Origin of the sequence: Vibrio sp. 10N.239.311.G01 (genome assembly GCF_041465805.1) — a bacterium.
Lineage (GTDB): Bacteria > Pseudomonadota > Gammaproteobacteria > Enterobacterales > Vibrionaceae > Vibrio > Vibrio crassostreae_C.
Window position 1 is genome coordinate 1 of record NZ_JBFSRM010000034.1, and the last position, 19,539, is coordinate 19,539.

Consider the following 19,539-nt stretch of genomic DNA (forward strand, 5'->3'; position numbering starts at 1 on the left):
CCCCCACATCAAGGCAATTTCCTAGGCATTACTCACCCGTCCGCCGCTCGACGCCCATTAACGCACCCGAAGGATTGTTAGTGTCGTTTCCGCTCGACTTGCATGTGTTAGGCCTGCCGCCAGCGTTCAATCTGAGCCATGATCAAACTCTTCAATTTAAGATTTTGTCGGCTCAATGAATACTGACTTCAAAACTACAAAAAGTAATTCTAAAGCTATTATCTTTCCAACAGAAAGATAATGAATTGACTGTGCCAAATACCTTCTTTCTACAAGAGAAAGTAGTTATTCGTATTGGTCACTCAGTTCATTGAAACCAAATTTGATTCCGAGGAATCTGTTTTACTTCTCTTTAAAAAAGGGAAGATAAAACGTTTTGATATTCATCAACGAGTGCCCACACAGATTGATAGGTTTAAATTGTTAAAGAGCTTCTCTTCGTTGTGACTTACATCACTTCGGAAGAGGCGGCCATTCTAGCGATTTAATTCTCAGTGTCAAACACTTATTTGGAATTAATTCCTACTTTCTAAAAGTAGAAGCGAATCATCGCTTAAAGCTAGTTGCCTTACTAACATTTCTCGCTGAAGCCTTGTGGCGTCTGCCGTGTCAGTGAGGCGGCATTATAGAGATGTTCATCACATTGGCAAGTGTTTATTAAAGAAAGATGCAAAAATAACGATTACATGGCGAATAAACACTCAAAGCCTTATTTGTGCAAGTTTAACTACAGAGTACTTACAAAATAACCACAGACTTATCCACAATTGATCTAATTTTCATCCTAGAAAACAAAAAAGCTGCCTCATGGCAGCTTTTTAAATGGCAACGAGTCTAAATCCCAGAACCATATTGCTCTCCATCATCTTCATGGAGACCACATTCGCGTTTCAACCCATTAAAACGAGTTTCCTCTTCAGTCATACCCGGTTCCCACTTCTTAGTTGTATGTGTATCTCCAACAGAAAGGTAACCCTGCTCTCGAAGCGGGTGATAACCGAGACCATGCTCTTCTAGGTAATAGTGAACATCTTTATTCGTCCAATCGATTACCGGCAAAAATTTAAACACACCATTTTGGATAGATAAGATTGGCAAATTTGCACGCGATTGAGATTGCTCTCTTCTTAAACCGGAAAACCATGTCCCAGCCTCGAGCTCATCCAACGCTCTTCTCATCGGTTCAACTTTATTAAGCTTGTTGTACTTCTCTATCCCTTCTATACCTTGATCCCAAAGTTTTCCATATTGCGCTTCTTGCCAATTAGGGCTCTGTTGGGCGCGAAAGACTTGAAGGTTTAGAGTCAACTTCTGACTTAACTCATCAATAAAGCGATAGGTCTCCGGAAATAGATACCCTGTGTCAGTCAAAATAACCGGAATATCTGGTTTTGCTTGGGTCACTAGGTGCAACATCAATGCTGCTTGGATTCCGAAACTAGAAGACACAACATGTGTCCCTTCTAAATTATCTAAAGCCCACTTAACTCTTTCTAATGCGGTTAGCTGCTCTAACTCTGCGTTGATTTGTCCAAGACGAAGTATTTGCTCCGTCTTAGTCAATGCGAGTAGCTCTGCTAACTTCAATTTTGAAGCGACAGAATTATGCATGCAGATCCCTCTTGGAAATGATCACCTCTTCGATGATGCCAGCTCGGATTGTAAAATCACCGAACCCTTCTTTGTCGTTGCGTTCTGTAGCCCAACGTCCCACCAGCGCATCAATCTCTTCTAAGATCTGAGCTGATGTGATGTTCTCTTTATACATCTTAGGGATACGAGTTCCGGCCTTGTTGCCACCTAGGTGCATGTTGTAACGCCCCGGAGCCTTACCCACTAAACCAAGTTCAGCCAACATTGCACGACCACAACCGTTTGGACAACCTGTGATTCGAAGGATGATGTTATCTTCTTCTGGTAATCCATGTTTTTTCAGAATGTCTTCAACATCCGTTACAAACTCAGGAAGAAAGCGCTCAGCTTCTGCCATTGCTAAAGGACATGTTGGGAAAGCCACACACGCCATTGAGTTTTTACGTTGCTCTGAAACAGCATCATCCATCAAGCCATATTGACGCGCCAGTTTTTCAATCTTGGCCTTTTGACTCGTCGACACACCCGCAACAATTAGGTTTTGGTTTGCAGTCATGCGGAAGTCACCTTTGTGGATCTTCGCTATTTCAGCAACACCTGTTTTCAGAGCTTTACCCGGAAAATCAAGTAAACGACCATTCTCGATGAATAACGCCAAGTGGTGCTTACCATCAATGCCTTCCGCCCAACCAATGCGATCACCACGGCCAGTAAACTCATAAGGACGGCTTTCAGAAAATTCTACGCCTGCACGCTTTTCTACTTCTGCTTTGAATACATCAATACCAACACGGTCTAGTGTGTATTTGGTTTTTGCATTCTTACGGTTTGAACGGTTACCCCAGTCACGCTGAGTCGTTACCACCGCCGCTGCTACATCTAACGTTTTATCTAATGGCACAAAACCAAAGTCGTCAGCTTTACGTGCATAAGTAGAGGTATCACCATGTGTCATAGCAAGACCGCCACCGACTAACACATTAAAGCCCACCAGCTTTCCGTCTTCAGCAATAGCAACAAAGTTAAGATCGTTAGCATGGACGTCCACATCATTTTGCGGAGGAATGACAACCGTCGTCTTGAACTTACGCGGTAGGTAGTTGCTACCAAGGATAGGTTCTTCATCCGTTGTTTCTAGTTTTTCACCATCTAACCAGATTTCTGCATAAGCACGAGTCTTCGGTAATAGATGTTCACTGATCTTTTTCGCCCACTCGTAAGCTTCTTGATGAAGTTCAGATTCAACCGGGTTTGTCGTACATAGAACATTTCGGTTTACATCACCCGCTGTCGCAATTGAATCAATGCCAATGCTATTTAGCGTTTGGTGCATCAACTTAATGTTCGGCTTCAAGACACCGTGGAACTGAAACGTTTGACGAGTTGTTAGACGAATTGAACCGTAAGAGGTACTTTCGTCTGCGAACTTATCAATCGCCAACCACTGCTTAGGGGTAATGATGCCACCAGGCATACGAGCACGAAGCATGACGTTATGTAACGGTTCGAGCTTTTGTTTGGTACGTTCGTTACGAATATCACGGTCGTCTTGTTGATACATACCGTGAAAGCGGATCAACTGAAAGTTATCAGCAGTAAAACCGCCCGTAATTCTATCTTGGAGATCTTGTTCAATCGTACCGCGAAGATTTTTACTTTCACGCTTAAGACGTTCATTGTCAGCCAAAGGTCCCAGTACTTGACCTAGCACTTCTTGCTCTATTACTTGCTTGCTCATTAGTACACATCCCTTTGGTAACGTTTCGCTTTACGTAAATCATTAATATATTGTTCAGCTTGCTCGCGGCTCTGATTGCCATGTTTTTCCGCAATTGTAACTAACGCTTCATGAACATCTTTCGCCATTCGAGTCGCATCGCCACATACATAGAGGTACGCGCCCTCTTGAAGCCATTGCCAAACCTGAGCTGCTTGTTCGATTAAGCGATCTTGAACATAAACCTTTTCTTTTTGGTCACGACTGAAGGCAACATCAAGCTTGGTTAGCGCACCAGACTTAAGGTACTTCTGCCATTCAACTTGATATAAGAAATCTTGAGTGAAAGTTCGGTCACCAAAGAACAGCCAGCTCTTACCTTGAGCGTCATTGTTTTCACGCTCTTGAACAAAACTGCGGAACGGTGCGATACCGGTACCTGGGCCGACCATGATGATTGGTGTATTGTCGTCTTGTGGTAATTTGAAGTTATTGTTGTTCTCAACAAACACCTTCACTTCACCACCCTCTTCAAGACGTTGAGCTAAGAAGCTAGAAGCTCCGCCTAAACGAGACTCTTCGCCTTTTTGGTATTCAACCAAACCAACCGTCAAGTGAACTTCTTCATCTACTTCTGCTTGGCTTGATGCAATAGAATAGAGACGCGGTGTCAGCTTACGTAACAGGCCAATTAACTCATCAGCCGATAGCTTAGTTTTCTTCTCAGCTAAAACATCGACAACTTGAGTATTACCCGCGTATTCACGAAGCTTGTCTTTATCTTCCACCAGCTTGATTAACTTCTTGCTGCCCGATAACTCAGCAAACTTAGTCACAAGTTGAGGGTTTGAAGTGGTAATCTCAAATTTACTCACTAGCGCACTATGGATAGATAGATTCTCACCATCGACATCGACACTTTCGATACCCGATAACCCAACCTTAGAAAGAATCTGATTTGCGAGTTCTGAACTGTTTTCATACCATACGCCTAGCGCATCGCCGGGTTGGTAGGTAATGCCCGACTCATCAAGATCAATCTCGATATGACGAACATCTTTACCCGAGTCACGACCCGTGATCTTTTGACTGGTTAATAGTGTCGCGGTGTATGGGTTTTGTTTGGTGTATTGCGAATGACCGGCGGCCGCTTGACCGACTGGTAATTGAACCACATCGGCTTCAGTGCCTGTCGATAGCGTCTCTTTTACTTGCTCTAATGCTTTAGCGCGCCATTCCGTTGCTGATTCTTCGTAATCAACATCACAATCAAGACGGTCGACAAACGATTTAGCACCAAGCTTAGCGAGGAAGCTATCGAAGTCTTTAGCCGTTTGGCAGAAGAACTCATAGCTTGAGTCACCTAAACCAATCACACCGTATTGTAGGTTTGATAATTTTGGCGCTTTCTTCGATTGAAGGAATTCATGCAACTCAATCGCGTTATCAGGGGCTTCGCCCTCACCATTGGTTGAAGCGACGAAAATGACGTGTGTCTCTTTGGCTAGGTTCTTACCTTTATAATCACTCGCATCGAAAAGCTCGACGGCGATACCTAAGGCTTTTGCTTCTGCCTCTAGCGATTCAGCGACGCCTTTAGCATTACCGGTTTGAGAAGCGAAGATAATGCTGAGCTTACCCGCTGGCTTAGCCGCTACTGCAGCGGCCGCTTGAGCGATTGGCGCAGCAGCACCGACAGGCTGAGCTTGGCTCACTCCCCAAAGGTAACCACTGACCCATGCCAGTTGCTGTGAAGACAGTTCAGAAACAGTTTGCTGAAGATGACCCAATTGTTGGTCATTAAGTGGTGCTGCTAGCCCAGGTAACTCATTAGCCCCAGACTGTGCATTATTATTTTGTGAAGACTCTTTCTTATTTAAAGACATGGTCACGACATCCCTAATCATTGCGTGACGATAGATTAACCACTCCTTTTAATAACAAGAAAGAATAGAAAAGTATGTTTTATAACTTTTTGGAAGTAAAAACCGATTGAAACGCAAATTGACTTACTGGTTTTCAATACGCACTTGCTGAAAGCCAACCGCCATTGCCGATTTAGATGCTAGGTCTAAATCCGCGTAATGGCACTCTTCACCATGAACATCAGTAAGCAGAACAAAGCCACCTCCCATATGGCGAAACTCCACAACCCAAGACCCTTCTTGAATTGAGGGCTCTATGATCGCTTCAACTAACAGATTTTCTCTATATAAATTTCGTAATTCATTGAGTGTCATATTCCATTCCTTGCTTTGACCTCACTACATAGACCTTATAAGAATAGACGCAAATTGGCTCTCTGTATTAAGGATGGTCGAAAGTGATGAATGTGCTAACTAATTCCAGAAAGATATAATCAATAGATATAAAAAAACGCCACTTAATAAAGTGGCGTTCTTAAAATTCGTTCTAAATTTGCTTTATATGGCCTAGAAGCGCACTTCAGCACCAGCAAACCAACCATCGACCATGACAAAGCTCTTGCCTAGTTCTGAGCTAAAGAACTCATCCGAATCTAAATCGATAACACGGTAACCACCACGCAGGGCAATTTCAGATTCTGATACTGGAATTCGGTACTGAACACCCGCCATCAAGTCAGTGCTCTTAATACCACTGCTATCACCGAACTCCATCGTACCAATGATATCGAAGTTAGTGTCCGGCACATTGATCTCTGCGTTACCGTAGAAGCTCCACGTGAACTCATCAAACGTCGATGTTTTCGCACCTGTTGCTTTTGGTTCAATGTAATTCGAGTTTGAGTATTGAGTAAACGTCACACCCGCATCGAAGTTCATCTGCTTGTGATCTAACAACGTGTAATAGAAGGTGTAGTCGTACTTATCGAAAGCCAATGAATCTGCATCAACAGAAGTATAGCGAAAGCTAGCGTTTGGTAGCATCGGGGCATTATGCTCAAATGCGAAATACAACGAAGGTGAGTTAGAATCGTCATCTTGTCTAACTTCGTTTAGCTTTGTACTTCCCCACCACATATCGGCACCGACTTTAGCCGTGTAAGAAAACTCTTCTTCAGCAGACACTGCTGAACTTAAAGATAGCATTCCCACTAAAGCAATTAATGGCATTTTATTCATTTGAGATAGCTCCAATTCCATATCGTAGTGCTAATTGTATGCACATTCATAGATTATTGGGGAAAATTCTACCACACATCTTAAATTCTAAAACGATAAACCGCTGACGAGTAAAGATTTGACGGCACGATGACCTTAGTAACGTCTCTGGTTAGAACTGTGTACAAAATTTTTGAAAAACCACACACCGATTGCAATCACGATCAACCAAGGCAGTAACTTAAACACGACGCCCATCATACCTAAGACCAACATGACTAATAACGCCACTCCGGTTGCAGCCAATACCGTCATAAACGTAATACCAGTGACAAGTAGAGTCGCAACGAAAATAAGAACAAATATTAATTCAAACATAATGGTCTCCCTAATGAGTTAATGACCTATCTTTCCTACTTTCTAACATTGCAGCTTCCATACCAAGTATGCCAACCCTATAAAATCCTTATTTATCAGATAAATAAAAAGCCACACATCTTCATGCGTGGCTTTTCGGAAACTTATAGTGGTAAATTTAACCTCTAGTGGCGAATTTAACCTTAAGTTTTTAACTTAGAGGGAGCTTAAACATTTAGCTCTTTAGGGATCTTAGCCAATGCTGTTTGCATCACTTCAATACCTGCACCTTTCTTATGTGCGTTTTCACTGATGTAGCGACGCCATTGTCTTGCACCAGGCATGCTTTGAAACAAACCAAGCATGTGACGAGATATGTGACCTAAGCTTGCGCCATTTGAAAGTTCACGCTCGATGTACGGGTACATCTCTTCGACAACCTGTGAGCGCTTCTTAATTGGTGTGTCTAAACCAAAGATCTGTTGATCAACTTCAGCCAAAATAAATGGGCTATGGTAAGCCTCACGACCAATCATCACACCATCAAGGTGTTGCAAGTGCTCCTTAGTTTGCTCAAGAGTAGTAATGCCACCATTCACGGCAATCACCAGATCAGAGAAATCTTTCTTGATTTGGTATGCACGATCATAATCTAGCGGTGGGATCTCACGGTTCTCTTTCGGGCTAAGGCCACTCAACCACGCTTTACGCGCGTGAATAGTAAATTGCTCACAGCCACCTTTTTCAGAAACCGTCGAAACAAACTTAGTTAGAAACTCATAAGAGTCTTGGTCATCGATACCGATACGCGTTTTCACGGTAATTGGAATATCAGTGACTTCTTTCATCGCTGAAACACAATCTGCCACCAACTCGGGCTCAGCCATCAAGCATGCACCAAATCGACCATTCTGAACTCGGTCTGAAGGGCAACCTACGTTAAGATTCACTTCATCGTAACCACGCTCACCAGCAAGCTTGGCACAAGCCGCAAGATCAACCGGGTTTGAACCACCGAGTTGAAGTGCAAGAGGATGTTCTTGCTCGTTATATTCTAGGAAGTCGCCCTTACCATGTAAGATCGCGCCCGTTGTTACCATTTCCGTGTACAGAAGAGTCTGCTGAGAAAGCAAACGGTGAAAGTAACGACAGTGGCGGTCAGTCCAATCGAGCATGGGTGCAACAGAAAGTCGGTTACTAGCGTATTTACTGGTTTTATTAGTGTTTGTCATGATTCAGTCTCAATTAATACTGTACAAACATACAGTGAATTACCTAGAATTAAACGGAATTACTTCCTGTAGTACCCCTCAAGTACCCCTTTAGGAGTTGGACAATGGCAAGTTATACCATCGAGACCAGAAAGCTAAAAAGCGGTGAACCAAGGTTCAAGGTAACAATCATCGTTAAAAAGAATTCGCGCATTATACACAGGGAAAGCAAAACTCTAAAAAAGAAAGCACTCGCTAAAGCTTTCGGTAAAAAAAGGGTAGCTGAACTAGAAGCTCAAGGGGTACTCAATCAGCCAAAAACAGTCCCCCTTTCGGTACTCCTCGATTTGTTCATGGCTGAGCGTGATCTCTGGGACAATACAGGCCGCACAAAACGCTACGTTATTAAAATGCTTAGGGATTGCGACATCGCCCAAGTTGAGAGTAATCAGCTACGAACTAGCGACTTAATCGAGCACTGTAAAAACAGAAGAGGCGCAGGAGCCAAACCAGCAACGATTTATCATGATATTGCTTACCTACGTTCTGTAATGAAAAAGTCTAAGCCTGTCTTCAACATCGACACCAATCACCAAGTATTTGATGAAGCCGTACCCGTTCTTATTGATATGGGGTTAGTCGGTAAGAGTCAGAAACGAACACGTCGCCCAACTTCTGAAGAACTGAAACTCTTAAAGCTTGGATTAGAACAACGTGAATCTTTCCGGCCAAACGGCACAACTCGAATCCCATTCACTGACATTCTTGAATTCAGCATTCTGACTTGTATGCGAATTGGTGAAGTCTGCAAGCTGCGCTGGGAAGACCTCAATCAAGAGCATAAAACGATACTGGTTAGGGATAGGAAAGACCCAAGGAAGAAAGCTGGTAATCACATGATTGTTCCGTTGCTTGGTGAGTCCTTTGAGATCGCATTAAAACAACCAAAAGGTGAGCTCATTTTCCCGTACAACTCACGAAGTGTTAGCGCAGGCTTTCAGCGAGTGAGAAACGAATTAGGTATTGAGGATTTACGCTATCACGACTTAAGGCGAGAGGGTGCAAGTCGGTTGTTTGAAAAGGGCTACTCAATTGAAGAGGTAGCTCAGGTCACTGGGCATAGGAACTTAAACATTTTATGGCAAGTATATACTCAGTTAAATCCTAGCCTACTTCATCATAAATCGGATAACAGTTCGTTGTGAATGCATTGATTACATTATAGTATTGGCCAAATTTATATGCATCTACAGATATACTACCTGAAGGACTACCAACTATGGCAAGGCCACGAGTTTTCGTCAGCTCAACATACTACGACTTAAAGTATGTTCGTGCCGATCTTCAACGCTTCATTGAAGACCAAGGATACGATCCAGTCTTAAATGAAAAAGGACATATCCCTTATGGCTCTGATGAAAAACTAGAGAGCTATTGTTACAAAGAAATAGAACTCTGCGATATTGTTATCGGTATTGTTGGTGGGCGATATGGTTCTGATTCATATGAGAGTCAAGGCTACTCAGTGTCTAATGCCGAGCTTCAAAGTGCAATAAAGAAAGGAAAACAGTTATATGTTTTCATAGATCATCAGGTGATGACTGAATATAGAACCTACCAAGCAAATAAAGACAATGACTCAATTAACTATGCCTCAGTCGACGACCCAAAAGTTTTCAAGTTTATTGATGACCTATTTAATCTACCAAACAACAATCAAATCCAATCGTTTAACTCTGTAATGGATATAACTAGCCACTTAAAAGAACAGTGGGCAGGTTTGTTTCAAAGGCTTCTCAGTGAAGAAATCAGAAAGCGTGAACTCAATATCATCGATGAGATCAACAGTACATCGTCAACTTTGAAATCATTAGTGACTTACCTTACAGAAGAAAAAGAAAAAGGTAATACAACTATAGAAAACATTCTTTTGAATAATCACCCCGCTTTTGAAGAATTACGTAGAAAAATATCTTTAGGTCACAGGGTTTTCTTCCAAAATAAAAAAGAGCTCAGAGAGTTGCTTGATACATATGGCTACGCTGATTGTGATTTTTTTGATGATGGCACAATAGACTATATAAAAAATGGTTTAAACCTTACCGTCTCAGAAGACATTTTTGACGAACAACAAAACCTAAAGATTTTCACACCCGAGAACTGGAAGGATGAATACATTTCTATCAAGGACTGTCCACCACCACCACCGCCGCAACCTGTACCCAAAAGACCAAGAAGACCATTCGTACCTCAACAAAGGCAAACAAGGCCACCAGAAACTACAGATGACGATATTCCATTCTAGGAACCAATGAGTCAAAAAAGCAGCTAAACCCTCATTTTTGAGGGTTTTTACTTTCAAGTCGCGTCAAACGTTCATCCATCTTTTCCATCATTAAGCGCAGCCACTTAACATCCGTTTTGAGTGTAATGCCTACACCTACCCCGCTAGATAGAGCACTGACAACGGCAACAATTATTGTTTGATACTCAGCCATTTACTTGAACTCGTTACGTAGGGTTTCCCATAGGCCAAATACTATTGGAGCACTTGCGCCAATAATGCCACCGAATTGAACACCGTCTGCCGATACGCTCGCGGTGATAAGTTCAGGGTGACCAACTACCAAAGCAGCTCCCGCGCCAAGTAACGCTAAACCCTTTTTAGTGGAAGGAGCAGATCATTTTCTTCTGTTCACTTTCTATGACGCGGACTTAAATAACCAACTTTTCAAGTTCGATTCGGTGAGAGGCTTTTCCTTTACTGTGCTTTACCCATAAACGCTTTGGTTGGTATCCATTGGCACGGACCTCAACATCATAATTACCCTCTGGCAATCGCATACCGGCTTGGTACCTAGGCTTAATATTCATTATTCGAACCTTAAAACCCGGTTGGTTCTGTGCATTTGAATTGATGTACATAGGAAACTCCGTTTGGGCTTCATTATTGTTTTTAGCTGAACTCACCGGTTCGCTCTCAGCACGCTGAGTTAAATAACGAGCAAAAACACCATCCAACTCCGCTACCGAATGCTCCAAAGAGGTAGAAAACCCATCAGTAATACGCATACTTTTGTCTATTTGAGCGCCAAGTGGATGAATCAACGGTTGAGTATGTATCACCCAACGAACGGCATAAGAAGCCGACGGAGATAGTGTGTCACTGACTTGCTCTAAGAAAAAGCCAATCGTTGAGTCCGTTTGAGTGTACTTGGATGAAAATACATTCACAGGCACAACAAGAATAACGAATATGACGATAAACGAGCTGCCTATATTCAGAGCCTTGCTCTTCAAGTTCGGTGCTGGCCGTGGTTTATGGTAATTCATCAACACGATAAATTTTCCTGGCAGCTTAAACACCGTTAGGACAACGAGAAATAGCGATAGTCCCATTGATATTGGCGGCACAATGATAGAACGCAATGCCGCTTTGCCTTGTTCAGCATAAGGGCCATCATCAGCAAACTGAGCGCGTGACGCCTCAATATAACCTAGCCAATAATCTCTCTCACGCCTCACATTTGGAACAATAACCTGTTGGTAAAATTGCTTATTATTCCACGTCGCCATCATGGGCTCGACGTAATAACGTTCGCCCATACGATTCTTTATTTGTTGCTGAACTTCGGCTACTTTTTGAAAATCATTCCAAGATAAGTTCGGTTCAATGTCGTAACCCCGCTGCTTTGCCTCGGCATGCCAACGAGCTTTGGTGTCCTTCATAACTTTGTTTCTGACTGCATTTTTAAACACGCTAATTTGGTTTATTTGCCAATTGGAGTCTAAATGGATCCCCTTTCGATGAACTTGAGTACGAACCTTACTTGCTGTTGTAGAGTGGGAGCGAAACTCCGACATAGAGTCGATTCCCATAGGATAACCGGTCTCTTTTAAGAACTGTTTTTGCCACACTGCCAGTATTCGTGGTGTGTAATGAGCGACACTATTGGTATACGTTTTATCTTGAATGGCTTCTCCAGCTTGCCCTGTCGCCTGCTCAATACCGGCTTGGATAACTGATAAGCCTAGAGAACCGAATGCTTCCCCCCAAGATGTTTCACCTTTCGTTCGTCGAAAGGTTTTCTCTAACCAATAATCCATCGGTTGGTGGGGAATCGAGTTATCTTTTAATAAGCGTTCATAGCGATCTTCAATGCGGCTGATACAATTGGCTCTTGAGCTTCCTTTGCGTTTATAACAGCGTTCTTTATCATCAAATAGGTCAAAAATAGGTTGTGCAACTCTTTGTGCTCTCGCCTCTGCTCTCGTTAAATAGGCCTTACTCGCCTGTTGATAATCACGATACCCCGTCGCGACGGTCGACTCGACCTCTTCCCACGCTTGATTGGCCTTTTGATGGCGAGACTCTACCGTCTGATTATACGCCCCAACATGTTTTTGATATTGATGCCACGATTGCTGAACTTCACTCCGTAATACTTTATAGTTCGCATAGTGCTCATCGAAATTGGCGTTTGCTCGATTTTGAATATAACGATCCAAAATTTGAACTTTCTTATCATCAATATGACTTAAGAATGCATCATTGCTGTAAACCAACCCACCGATCAAAGCGAGAAAAGTCATTTCTGACGACTCGGTACTCGCCTCTGAGTTATAAGGGATCCCTTCGATATTAATCGCATTCATCGCTAAACTAGATCGCAGTACAGAGGAAAAGAAAGCCTCCTGTCTCTGCTTTGCACTACTCGGTTCAATCAACCATTTATCTATTACCGCCTTTTGACCAAAAAAAACCGTTGGCCAAACCAAAGCTGTAATCACGACCAACGATGAAATAGCGCGAAACTTCGTCGTGGTCAGCCATCCTTTAAGTAGAAAATCCGCAACAATTAAAGTCACCCCGATCCCTGAGATGGTTCGGCCAAATAGCTCCGTTTTATGTAATTGAGCATCACTAACATCGATTCCACCCGCAATTTCAACCAACTTGGCGTTGAAAGCGACTTCAGGAAAAAGATAAAGAAGTGAACAAAAAAACAACAAAACAGCCAACCATTTCGGCTTCTTATTATTTGTGGTTATTACGTCCTGGCTAGGAACTGGTTTCATCTTAACGCTTCCATAATTTGTCTATCCCTGTTCTCATCAAACATCATTTTTCTGTCGGCATCGAAATGCTGATCGCATCGTTACTTAAATTTAAATCTTCATCTTGAATATCAAACAGCACTGCTGGCTTCGCGCTCTGCGTTGTTTGCGTTCTTTTTTTCACACCTTTCACGCTAGCAGGCTTGGAATATGACACACTCCTAATGAGACCTCGGTTAGTGATGTAATGGCCATCTTTGAGGTAATCTATTTGTTCATAGAGTCGGTGAAAATCAGCGTCATTGGGTAGGCCAGCAACGGTTTCGCCTGCTAACGTTGTGGGTTGGTAGCCATTTGATTGAACGACAAGCTGTGGAGCAAGCTGCTGACAAATAGAGAACTTACTGGTATCCATGATCGCCTCATCTGGCAGAGGTCGACCTGCCTTAGCTAACGAGACCAATTGATCTTGGTGGTAATCCGTTCCGTTAATCGTATAAGTCACCACCTTCATGCCTTGCGCTTTCGCACGGCTATAAATTGTGGCGTATTGTTGGTAACTTCTTATATCAACATGTAAGCCACTATTGGGACCAAGTATTCGTTTCACCGTTTTCGCTGAATGTTTTGGCTTGTGCTTACGATAACGACTTTCCATTGCAAAAGCGCGATCGATATTTTTTTGATTTTCCTGATAATAATCATCAGAACCCATGCCTCGTTTTGCATCCCGCTTAAACTGAGCAACCGACGCCGAATGAGGCTCCCATGCATACCCAAGATAAACACTTGAATTGATTTCCCGCATTTTTTTCAGAACGTCCATATCCATTGATGAATAAAAATAGTTTCTATAGGGGAGACTTTGTCTGGCCATTTCGTCGAGTTTAAACAAATCTTCCATGGAGCCATCTGATGTTTTTATTTCAATATTAAGGGGTTGTTCAATCGTTGCGTAATGGTACCAATCATTCACGGCTTCATTGAAATAAGCGGGACGATACCCATCTAATGTTCCGTCAGGGCTCCTTCCACTCAGAGAGTTCCACTCACTACTCTTCATACGACTCACGCGATATCGCTTACCATCACTACGAGCGGTTGCTCTTCCTGTTTCTATGTCGTGATGTACAACCCAATCTTTATCACGCGTCAGCATCACATCAATTTCTGCTCCATCAAAACCACTTACCGCCGCCATTTGAATCGCATTACGAGAGTTTTCAGCATAATTAGAGCTGCCACGGTGGGCGATAACATCAATAGGGCACTGTCCTTTGATGTAAGAGATATCCCCTCCCATGGTTTGATAAAGATTGCGCGATTTTAACGCCAACTGCATATCACGAAACATTTCTCGCCCCTCTGCTGAGTTATGATTCGAGATTAGTTTTGCATCTGCAGGTAATCCAAGCCCTCGCTCCAAGGTTGGTTGTGGTGGTGTTACTTTATCTGTAGATGAACATCCCTGAATAAGAGCAATAGTAGTGACAAGCAGCCCTCTTGAAAGCGTGGTTACACGTGAAGGTGGTGAAAACATGAGATCCTTATCCGTTGGTAGCTTATATGTGACATAACTGGGTTTCACACGCTGAGCACGACAAAGTCGGCCTCCAAGCACGGAGACCGCAAAGTGCTAATATATGATGACTCCAACCATTGATTTCGATTGTTGATATGTTGTTGGAGTGGACGTATTTAATGGTTCAATTTGATTGAAAGCAAAGGCTCAAAAACTCATAAATACAAATCATGATTACATTATTTCATCAAATAATAATTGAATAAGCCCTTGTTCATCTGGGATGTCATACCCCTTTCGACATGGATAAGCCAAACCATCTGTGAAGTTCAAAAACGAAAAGCTATTGTCTATGCTTTCGCTCCCCTCTTCATCCTGCCATGGTTCAATAGTACTGTTCTGTTTAGTCACGATATAACCACACGAATTGACAGGCATCTCGGTCTTACGATTTAAGACTATCTTATGATTGGAATTATTGTAGTGATTTACTCGAATCTTACCGGCTAACGCTAGATATATCGCCCCTGCGGCGCCCAAAAGCAAAGTATGGCCGATAACTTTACCTGTCGCACTCGCTACGGCGATTCCAACATTAGCAGTCGCACTCGCGATGCTTTGACCTCGGTTTCCATAACGGTCTGTAGAATACACGTAATCCACGCTATGTTTTCTTTCAACGCGAGCACGTTGTCTGACAGGAGTATGGTTTATGTACTCTTGACCACCAAAAGCATCAAAGTTGTGTATTAATACCGGAACACAATGATAAATTTCTCCATTCCAGTTCACTACACGAGCCTTCATTTGCCATGGATAATACTCTTCATCTAAATATTTCTTACATAAAGCTGGTAACAAATGGCTAAGTAACGCTGTGTTGTGATCGCTCTGCGCCATGTTGTACAGTTCTTGCGTTATTGATCGGGCCTGCTCTTGATCTCCTGATCTTGCGGCAACGATAAAGAGAATGACCTCGCCCCAAAAAGTATCGTTGATCAAGTAGTCAACCGGCAAATTATCGATTTCGATTAAAGCTCGTGGAACATCTTCATCGGACAAAGCCTCCAATACTGCAGACAAGTGATGCACGCGATCTTGAGGCTTTGCAATAGGTTCGTAATATGCGTCCCATCGTTCAACAAAGGTCTTCCAACGCATTATTTTTTTAAACTCCTCAGTTACTCCTTCCGTGGTGAGTAACTTAGGTTCAATATATTTTGCAATGTGCTTTTTATGACCGTCTCGCTTTTTCATCGCCTTTGTGTAAATTTTGCTATCAGACTTGAATAAGTGCAGTGCTAAACCATAGCTTTCATACCATTCACCAAGGTTAAGATGACTACTTTCTAATGAAGCTTTAGCCAAAGCGTCAAAATGCTTTTTCATTTTATTCCCTTCCAATTTGACGACTTAAATAAAGATAAAGGCGATGACTAAAATAATAGCTGCGGCTATAGCCAGTTTGATGTATAGCTCATTTTTTTTAACTCTTGGTTCTTCCACTTCTTCAAGCTTATCCCTCATGGCCTTAAAGTCATCCAAACGTTGTTGATAACGTTTTTCTCTTTGATTATAGATGGACAACAGTTTCAGAAATGATTCTTTGTTTACTTGCTCCACAGCTTAACTCCAAGCATTTGAAATTAAAGACTAAAACTCCAATACACCATGACAAGCTCATGTTGACAGGAGGGGTCAATAGTCTTCTTCTAGTCTATATTAGGCATCGATTTTAGCGAATAAGGAACAATATGCGATAAGAAATGTGATTTAAAACAGCACATTATTGTAAGAAAAATTAATTGAGCTAAATTGAACTCAAATGAAGATGTCATATCAACTTTACCTCATACTTTTTTATAAACCTATTCACCAGATCTCTAATTCAACCTCATTAATCAGTTATGCCTTGAGTCACACTGTCATTTTGAGTTACCTTGTCTTATTCAAAGTCGTGGGTCACAATACGCTCTGTACCTGACTTTAATAGAAATCATTGGCTCCCAAAACGTAGTAACCTAGAAATAAGGTTTGATTAGGGATGTCCGATTGAATGGTGAAAAATTTGGACCACACATTAATAGAGCAAGTTGAAGGGATATGCGCATCGCGAGGCGTTAGATTAACACCTCAAAGAAAGCGAGTGTTTGAGCTCATCCTCTCTAATAAAAAAGCCTCCAGTGCTTATGAATTATTAGAGCAGTTGAAAGTCAGTGAACCGCAAGCCAAGCCACCTACAGTATATCGCGCTTTGGATTTCTTGTTGGAGCAAGGTTTCATTCACAGAGTTGAGTCAACCAATAGCTTCATATGCTGCTGCTCTTGCAATGCCAACAAACATTTCTCCCAACTACTGATCTGCGATAAATGTGGCACTGTGATAGAACTGCAGGACGATGCGCTTGTCACCCTACTCGCCAGTAACGCTGAGAAGCATGGCTTTCAATTGACGAATCATGTCATTGAATCGCATGGCATTTGCCAATCTTGCTCCTCCGAGATGAAAGAATAAGATTATAGAAGAACATTATGCGCGCTGAATTTGTAAACCCGTTTTTAGCTTCTTTGATGAACGTATTAAAAACGATGGCTTCTCTAGAATTGAAGCCACAAAAACCGAGAGTTAAGAAAGATGAAATCGCTCGTGGTGATGTATCCGGCCTAATTGGTATGGTGGGTACACAATCTCGTGGCTCTATGTCGATCACCTTTGATGAAGGTCTCGCTCTCGAAATCATGGAAAACATGCTTGGTGAACGACCAAACGGCCTCAACGAAGAAGTGACCGATATGGTGGGTGAAATCACTAACATGGTGACTGGCGGTGCGAAACGTATTCTTGCGGAAAGCGGTTTTGACTTCGATATGGCAACACCAATCGTGGTTTCCGGTAAAGGTCATACGATTCGTCACAAGTGTGATGGGGCAATCATCATCATGCCTTTCTCATCTCAATGGGGTAATGCTTTCATCGAGATCTGTTTCGAATAGAGACAATCGAGTAAATATAAAACGAAAGGCTGACGTACATACGTCAGCCTTTTTTATTGCCGTAAAATCAACGGACATAAAAAACGCCAACCGAAAGGTTGGCGTTTACAGTTATTACTTGGTGTTACTTAAACAGTCTTAAGCTTTAAGCGCTTTAAATGCATTGATTAGACCGTTTGTTGAGCTGTCGTGAGAGGTTACTTGAGCATCGTCAGCAAGCTCTGGAAGAATTTGGTTTGCTAGTTGCTTACCAAGCTCTACACCCCATTGGTCGAAGCTGAAGATGTTCCAGATTACGCCTTGAACGAAAATCTTGTGCTCGTACATCGCGATTAGGTTACCTAAAGAGCGAGGAGTGATTTGCTTAACAAGAATTGAGTTCGTTGGACGGTTACCTTCAAACACTTTGAAAGGCGCAAGTTCAGCTGCTTCTTCTGCTGTTTTGCCTGCCGCTAGGAATTCAGCTTCTACTGTCTCTTTTGTCTTACCGAAAGCAAGCGCTTCAGTTTGAGCAAAGAAGTTAGACATCAACTTCTGGTGGTGATCAGATGCTGGGTTGTGGCTGATAGCAGGAGCAATAAAGTCTGATGGGATCAGCTTAGTGCCTTGGTGAATCAGTTGGTAGAAAGCGTGCTGACCGTTTGTACCTGGTTCACCCCAGATGATAGGACCAGTTTGGTATTCTACTGGATTGCCGTCACGGTCAACAAATTTACCATTCGATTCCATGTTGCCTTGTTGGAAGTAAGCCGCAAAACGGTGCATATATTGATCGTAAGGTAGAATCGCTTCTGACTCAGCGCCGTGGAAGTTATTGTACCAAACGCCGATAAGCGCAAGGATAACAGGAATGTTGCTTTCAAATTCAGTTGAAGCAAAGTGGTTATCCATCTCATGAGCACCATCTAATAGCTCAACGAAGTTATCGAAGCCGATAGAAAGAGAGATAGACAGACCAATCGCAGACCATAGTGAGTAACGACCACCAACCCAGTCCCAGAATTCGAACATGTTGTCAGTATCAATACCAAACTCAGCGACCGCAGTTGCGTTAGTTGATAGTGCAGCGAAGTGTTTAGCAACGTGTGCGTTGTCACCCGCTTCAGCCAAGAACCAATCACGTGCAGAGTGCGCGTTCGTCATTGTTTCTTGAGTGGTAAATGTTTTAGATGCCACTAAGAATAGCGTTGTTTCTGGATTCAGAGGCTTAAGTGTCTCAACAATGTGAGTACCATCTACGTTCGAAACAAAGTGCATGTTTAGACGCGTTTTGTATGGCGTTAGTGCTTCAGTCACCATGTATGGACCAAGGTCTGAACCGCCGATACCGATGTTGACAACATCAGTGATCTCTTTACCGGTGTAACCTTTCCACTCACCAGAAACGATACGGTGTGTGAACAGTTCCATTTTTGCTAGTACTGCATTAACTGCTGGCATTACGTCTTTGCCATCAACCATTACTGGCTTATCGCTACGATTACGTAGAGCAGTGTGAAGTACTGAACGACCCTCAGTCTTGTTGATTGCATCACCGCTAAACATAGCTTCAATTGCAGACTTAACTTCAGTCTCATTTGCAAGAGCAAATAGGTGCTGCATCGTTTCAGCGTCGATAAGGTTCTTAGAGTAATCCACTAAGATGTCCGAACCGAAACGAGTAGAAAAGCTCTCGAAACGCTTTGCATCTTGAGCAAATAGTTCTTTCATATCCATATCTTGAGCAGACTCAAAATGTGCAGTTAGAGCTTTCCACGCTTGTGTTTGCGTTGGGTTGATATTTTTCAACATGGTATCTATCCCGATATTACTGTAGGTTTTATTCTAGACGTCACCTAAGTGATGAATAGAACCCCCGATTAGGCGAAAGTTTATATTTTTCTATGATGACCAGACCGCATCACCACTGAAAGATTCTTTGTAATTTTTTTTCACGACGTATTATGCCGTATATGAAGAGCGCCACCTTGAGATAAATCAGGATTCGATTTCCTGATAGAGAGA

At 42.5% G+C, this 19,539-nt stretch carries 18 protein-coding genes and 1 rRNA gene; 4 read left to right on the plus strand and 15 right to left on the minus strand.

Features of this window, described 5'->3' with window-relative positions:
• The 8 genes from AB6D06_RS20185 to dusA all read right to left on the minus strand — a co-directional run.
• Positions 1-158 (minus strand): 16S ribosomal RNA (locus tag AB6D06_RS20185); the annotation flags it as partial.
• 676 nt (positions 159-834) lie between these two features.
• On the minus strand, positions 835-1,611 hold the full coding sequence (locus AB6D06_RS20190; RefSeq protein WP_017059954.1) for a phosphoadenylyl-sulfate reductase: 777 nt from the start codon (positions 1,609-1,611) through the stop codon (positions 835-837).
• Positions 1,604-3,331, minus strand: coding sequence for an assimilatory sulfite reductase (NADPH) hemoprotein subunit (cysI, locus tag AB6D06_RS20195; RefSeq protein WP_372101198.1), 1,728 nt, complete (start codon positions 3,329-3,331; stop codon positions 1,604-1,606). Before cysI ends, AB6D06_RS20190 begins: the two co-directional genes overlap by 8 nt.
• Positions 3,331-5,196 carry an assimilatory sulfite reductase (NADPH) flavoprotein subunit gene (locus tag AB6D06_RS20200; RefSeq protein WP_372101200.1) on the minus strand — a complete coding sequence of 622 codons (1,866 nt, stop codon included), beginning with the start codon at positions 5,194-5,196 and terminating at the stop codon, positions 3,331-3,333. Before AB6D06_RS20200 ends, cysI begins: the two co-directional genes overlap by 1 nt.
• Before the next feature lie 123 nt (positions 5,197-5,319).
• The gene (locus AB6D06_RS20205) at positions 5,320-5,550 is read right to left on the minus strand and encodes a hypothetical protein (protein WP_004735813.1); all 231 of its coding nucleotides are present in this window, start codon (positions 5,548-5,550) and stop codon (positions 5,320-5,322) included.
• A gap of 192 nt (positions 5,551-5,742) precedes the next feature.
• On the minus strand, positions 5,743-6,414 hold the full coding sequence (locus tag AB6D06_RS20210) for a TIGR04219 family outer membrane beta-barrel protein (protein ID WP_102333451.1): 672 nt from the start codon (positions 6,412-6,414) through the stop codon (positions 5,743-5,745).
• Between the two features lie 135 nt (positions 6,415-6,549).
• A complete protein-coding gene (pspG, locus tag AB6D06_RS20215; RefSeq protein WP_017059950.1) occupies positions 6,550-6,771 on the minus strand; it encodes an envelope stress response protein PspG in 222 nt (73 codons plus the stop codon).
• Positions 6,772-6,977: 206 nt separating this feature from the next.
• Positions 6,978-7,982: a tRNA dihydrouridine(20/20a) synthase DusA gene (gene dusA, locus AB6D06_RS20220; protein WP_019822275.1), complete on the minus strand. Its 1,005-nt coding sequence runs from the start codon at positions 7,980-7,982 to the stop codon at positions 6,978-6,980.
• Between the two features lie 104 nt (positions 7,983-8,086).
• On the opposite strand from dusA, the gene AB6D06_RS20225 reads away from it, so the two are divergent.
• Together AB6D06_RS20225 and AB6D06_RS20230 are read left to right on the plus strand one after the other, a co-directional pair.
• Positions 8,087-9,166 (plus strand): site-specific integrase, encoded by a 1,080-nt coding sequence (locus AB6D06_RS20225; protein WP_108188306.1) that lies wholly within the window; start codon positions 8,087-8,089, stop codon positions 9,164-9,166.
• 74 nt (positions 9,167-9,240) lie between these two features.
• Positions 9,241-10,266, plus strand: coding sequence for a DUF4062 domain-containing protein (locus AB6D06_RS20230; protein WP_108188305.1), 1,026 nt, complete (start codon positions 9,241-9,243; stop codon positions 10,264-10,266).
• A 31-nt stretch (positions 10,267-10,297) separates the two neighbouring features.
• Here AB6D06_RS20230 and AB6D06_RS20235 read toward each other — a convergent pair whose 3' ends face one another.
• The 6 genes from AB6D06_RS20235 to AB6D06_RS20260 form a co-directional block, all read right to left on the minus strand.
• Complete coding sequence (locus tag AB6D06_RS20235) at positions 10,298-10,459, minus strand: hypothetical protein (protein WP_181360214.1); 162 nt, start codon at positions 10,457-10,459, stop codon at positions 10,298-10,300.
• Entirely contained in the window at positions 10,460-10,591 is a 132-nt protein-coding gene (locus AB6D06_RS20240) for a hypothetical protein (RefSeq protein WP_277871672.1), read from the minus strand.
• Between the two features lie 85 nt (positions 10,592-10,676).
• Positions 10,677-13,040, minus strand: a complete 2,364-nt coding sequence (locus AB6D06_RS20245) for a hypothetical protein (RefSeq protein ID WP_017059945.1) — start codon at positions 13,038-13,040, stop codon at positions 10,677-10,679.
• A gap of 43 nt (positions 13,041-13,083) precedes the next feature.
• Positions 13,084-14,559, minus strand: coding sequence for a glycerophosphodiester phosphodiesterase (locus AB6D06_RS20250; protein ID WP_372101203.1), 1,476 nt, complete (start codon positions 14,557-14,559; stop codon positions 13,084-13,086).
• 216 nt (positions 14,560-14,775) lie between these two features.
• Positions 14,776-15,930: a hypothetical protein gene (locus AB6D06_RS20255; RefSeq protein WP_372111616.1), complete on the minus strand. Its 1,155-nt coding sequence runs from the start codon at positions 15,928-15,930 to the stop codon at positions 14,776-14,778.
• 24 nt (positions 15,931-15,954) lie between these two features.
• Positions 15,955-16,164, minus strand: a complete 210-nt coding sequence (locus AB6D06_RS20260; protein WP_017059942.1) for a hypothetical protein — start codon at positions 16,162-16,164, stop codon at positions 15,955-15,957.
• Positions 16,165-16,597: 433 nt separating this feature from the next.
• Here AB6D06_RS20260 and zur point away from each other — a divergent pair, with 433 nt between their 5' ends.
• Positions 16,598-17,056: a zinc uptake transcriptional repressor Zur gene (zur, locus tag AB6D06_RS20265; RefSeq protein ID WP_017059941.1), complete on the plus strand. Its 459-nt coding sequence runs from the start codon at positions 16,598-16,600 to the stop codon at positions 17,054-17,056.
• Positions 17,057-17,073: 17 nt separating this feature from the next.
• Positions 17,074-17,535 (plus strand): chemotaxis protein CheX, encoded by a 462-nt coding sequence (locus tag AB6D06_RS20270; RefSeq protein ID WP_017059940.1) that lies wholly within the window; start codon positions 17,074-17,076, stop codon positions 17,533-17,535.
• Positions 17,536-17,673: 138 nt separating this feature from the next.
• On the opposite strand, the gene pgi is transcribed toward AB6D06_RS20270, so the two are convergent.
• Positions 17,674-19,326 carry a glucose-6-phosphate isomerase gene (pgi, locus tag AB6D06_RS20275; RefSeq protein ID WP_016787894.1) on the minus strand — a complete coding sequence of 551 codons (1,653 nt, stop codon included), beginning with the start codon at positions 19,324-19,326 and terminating at the stop codon, positions 17,674-17,676.
• Positions 19,327-19,539 lie beyond the last annotated feature (213 nt).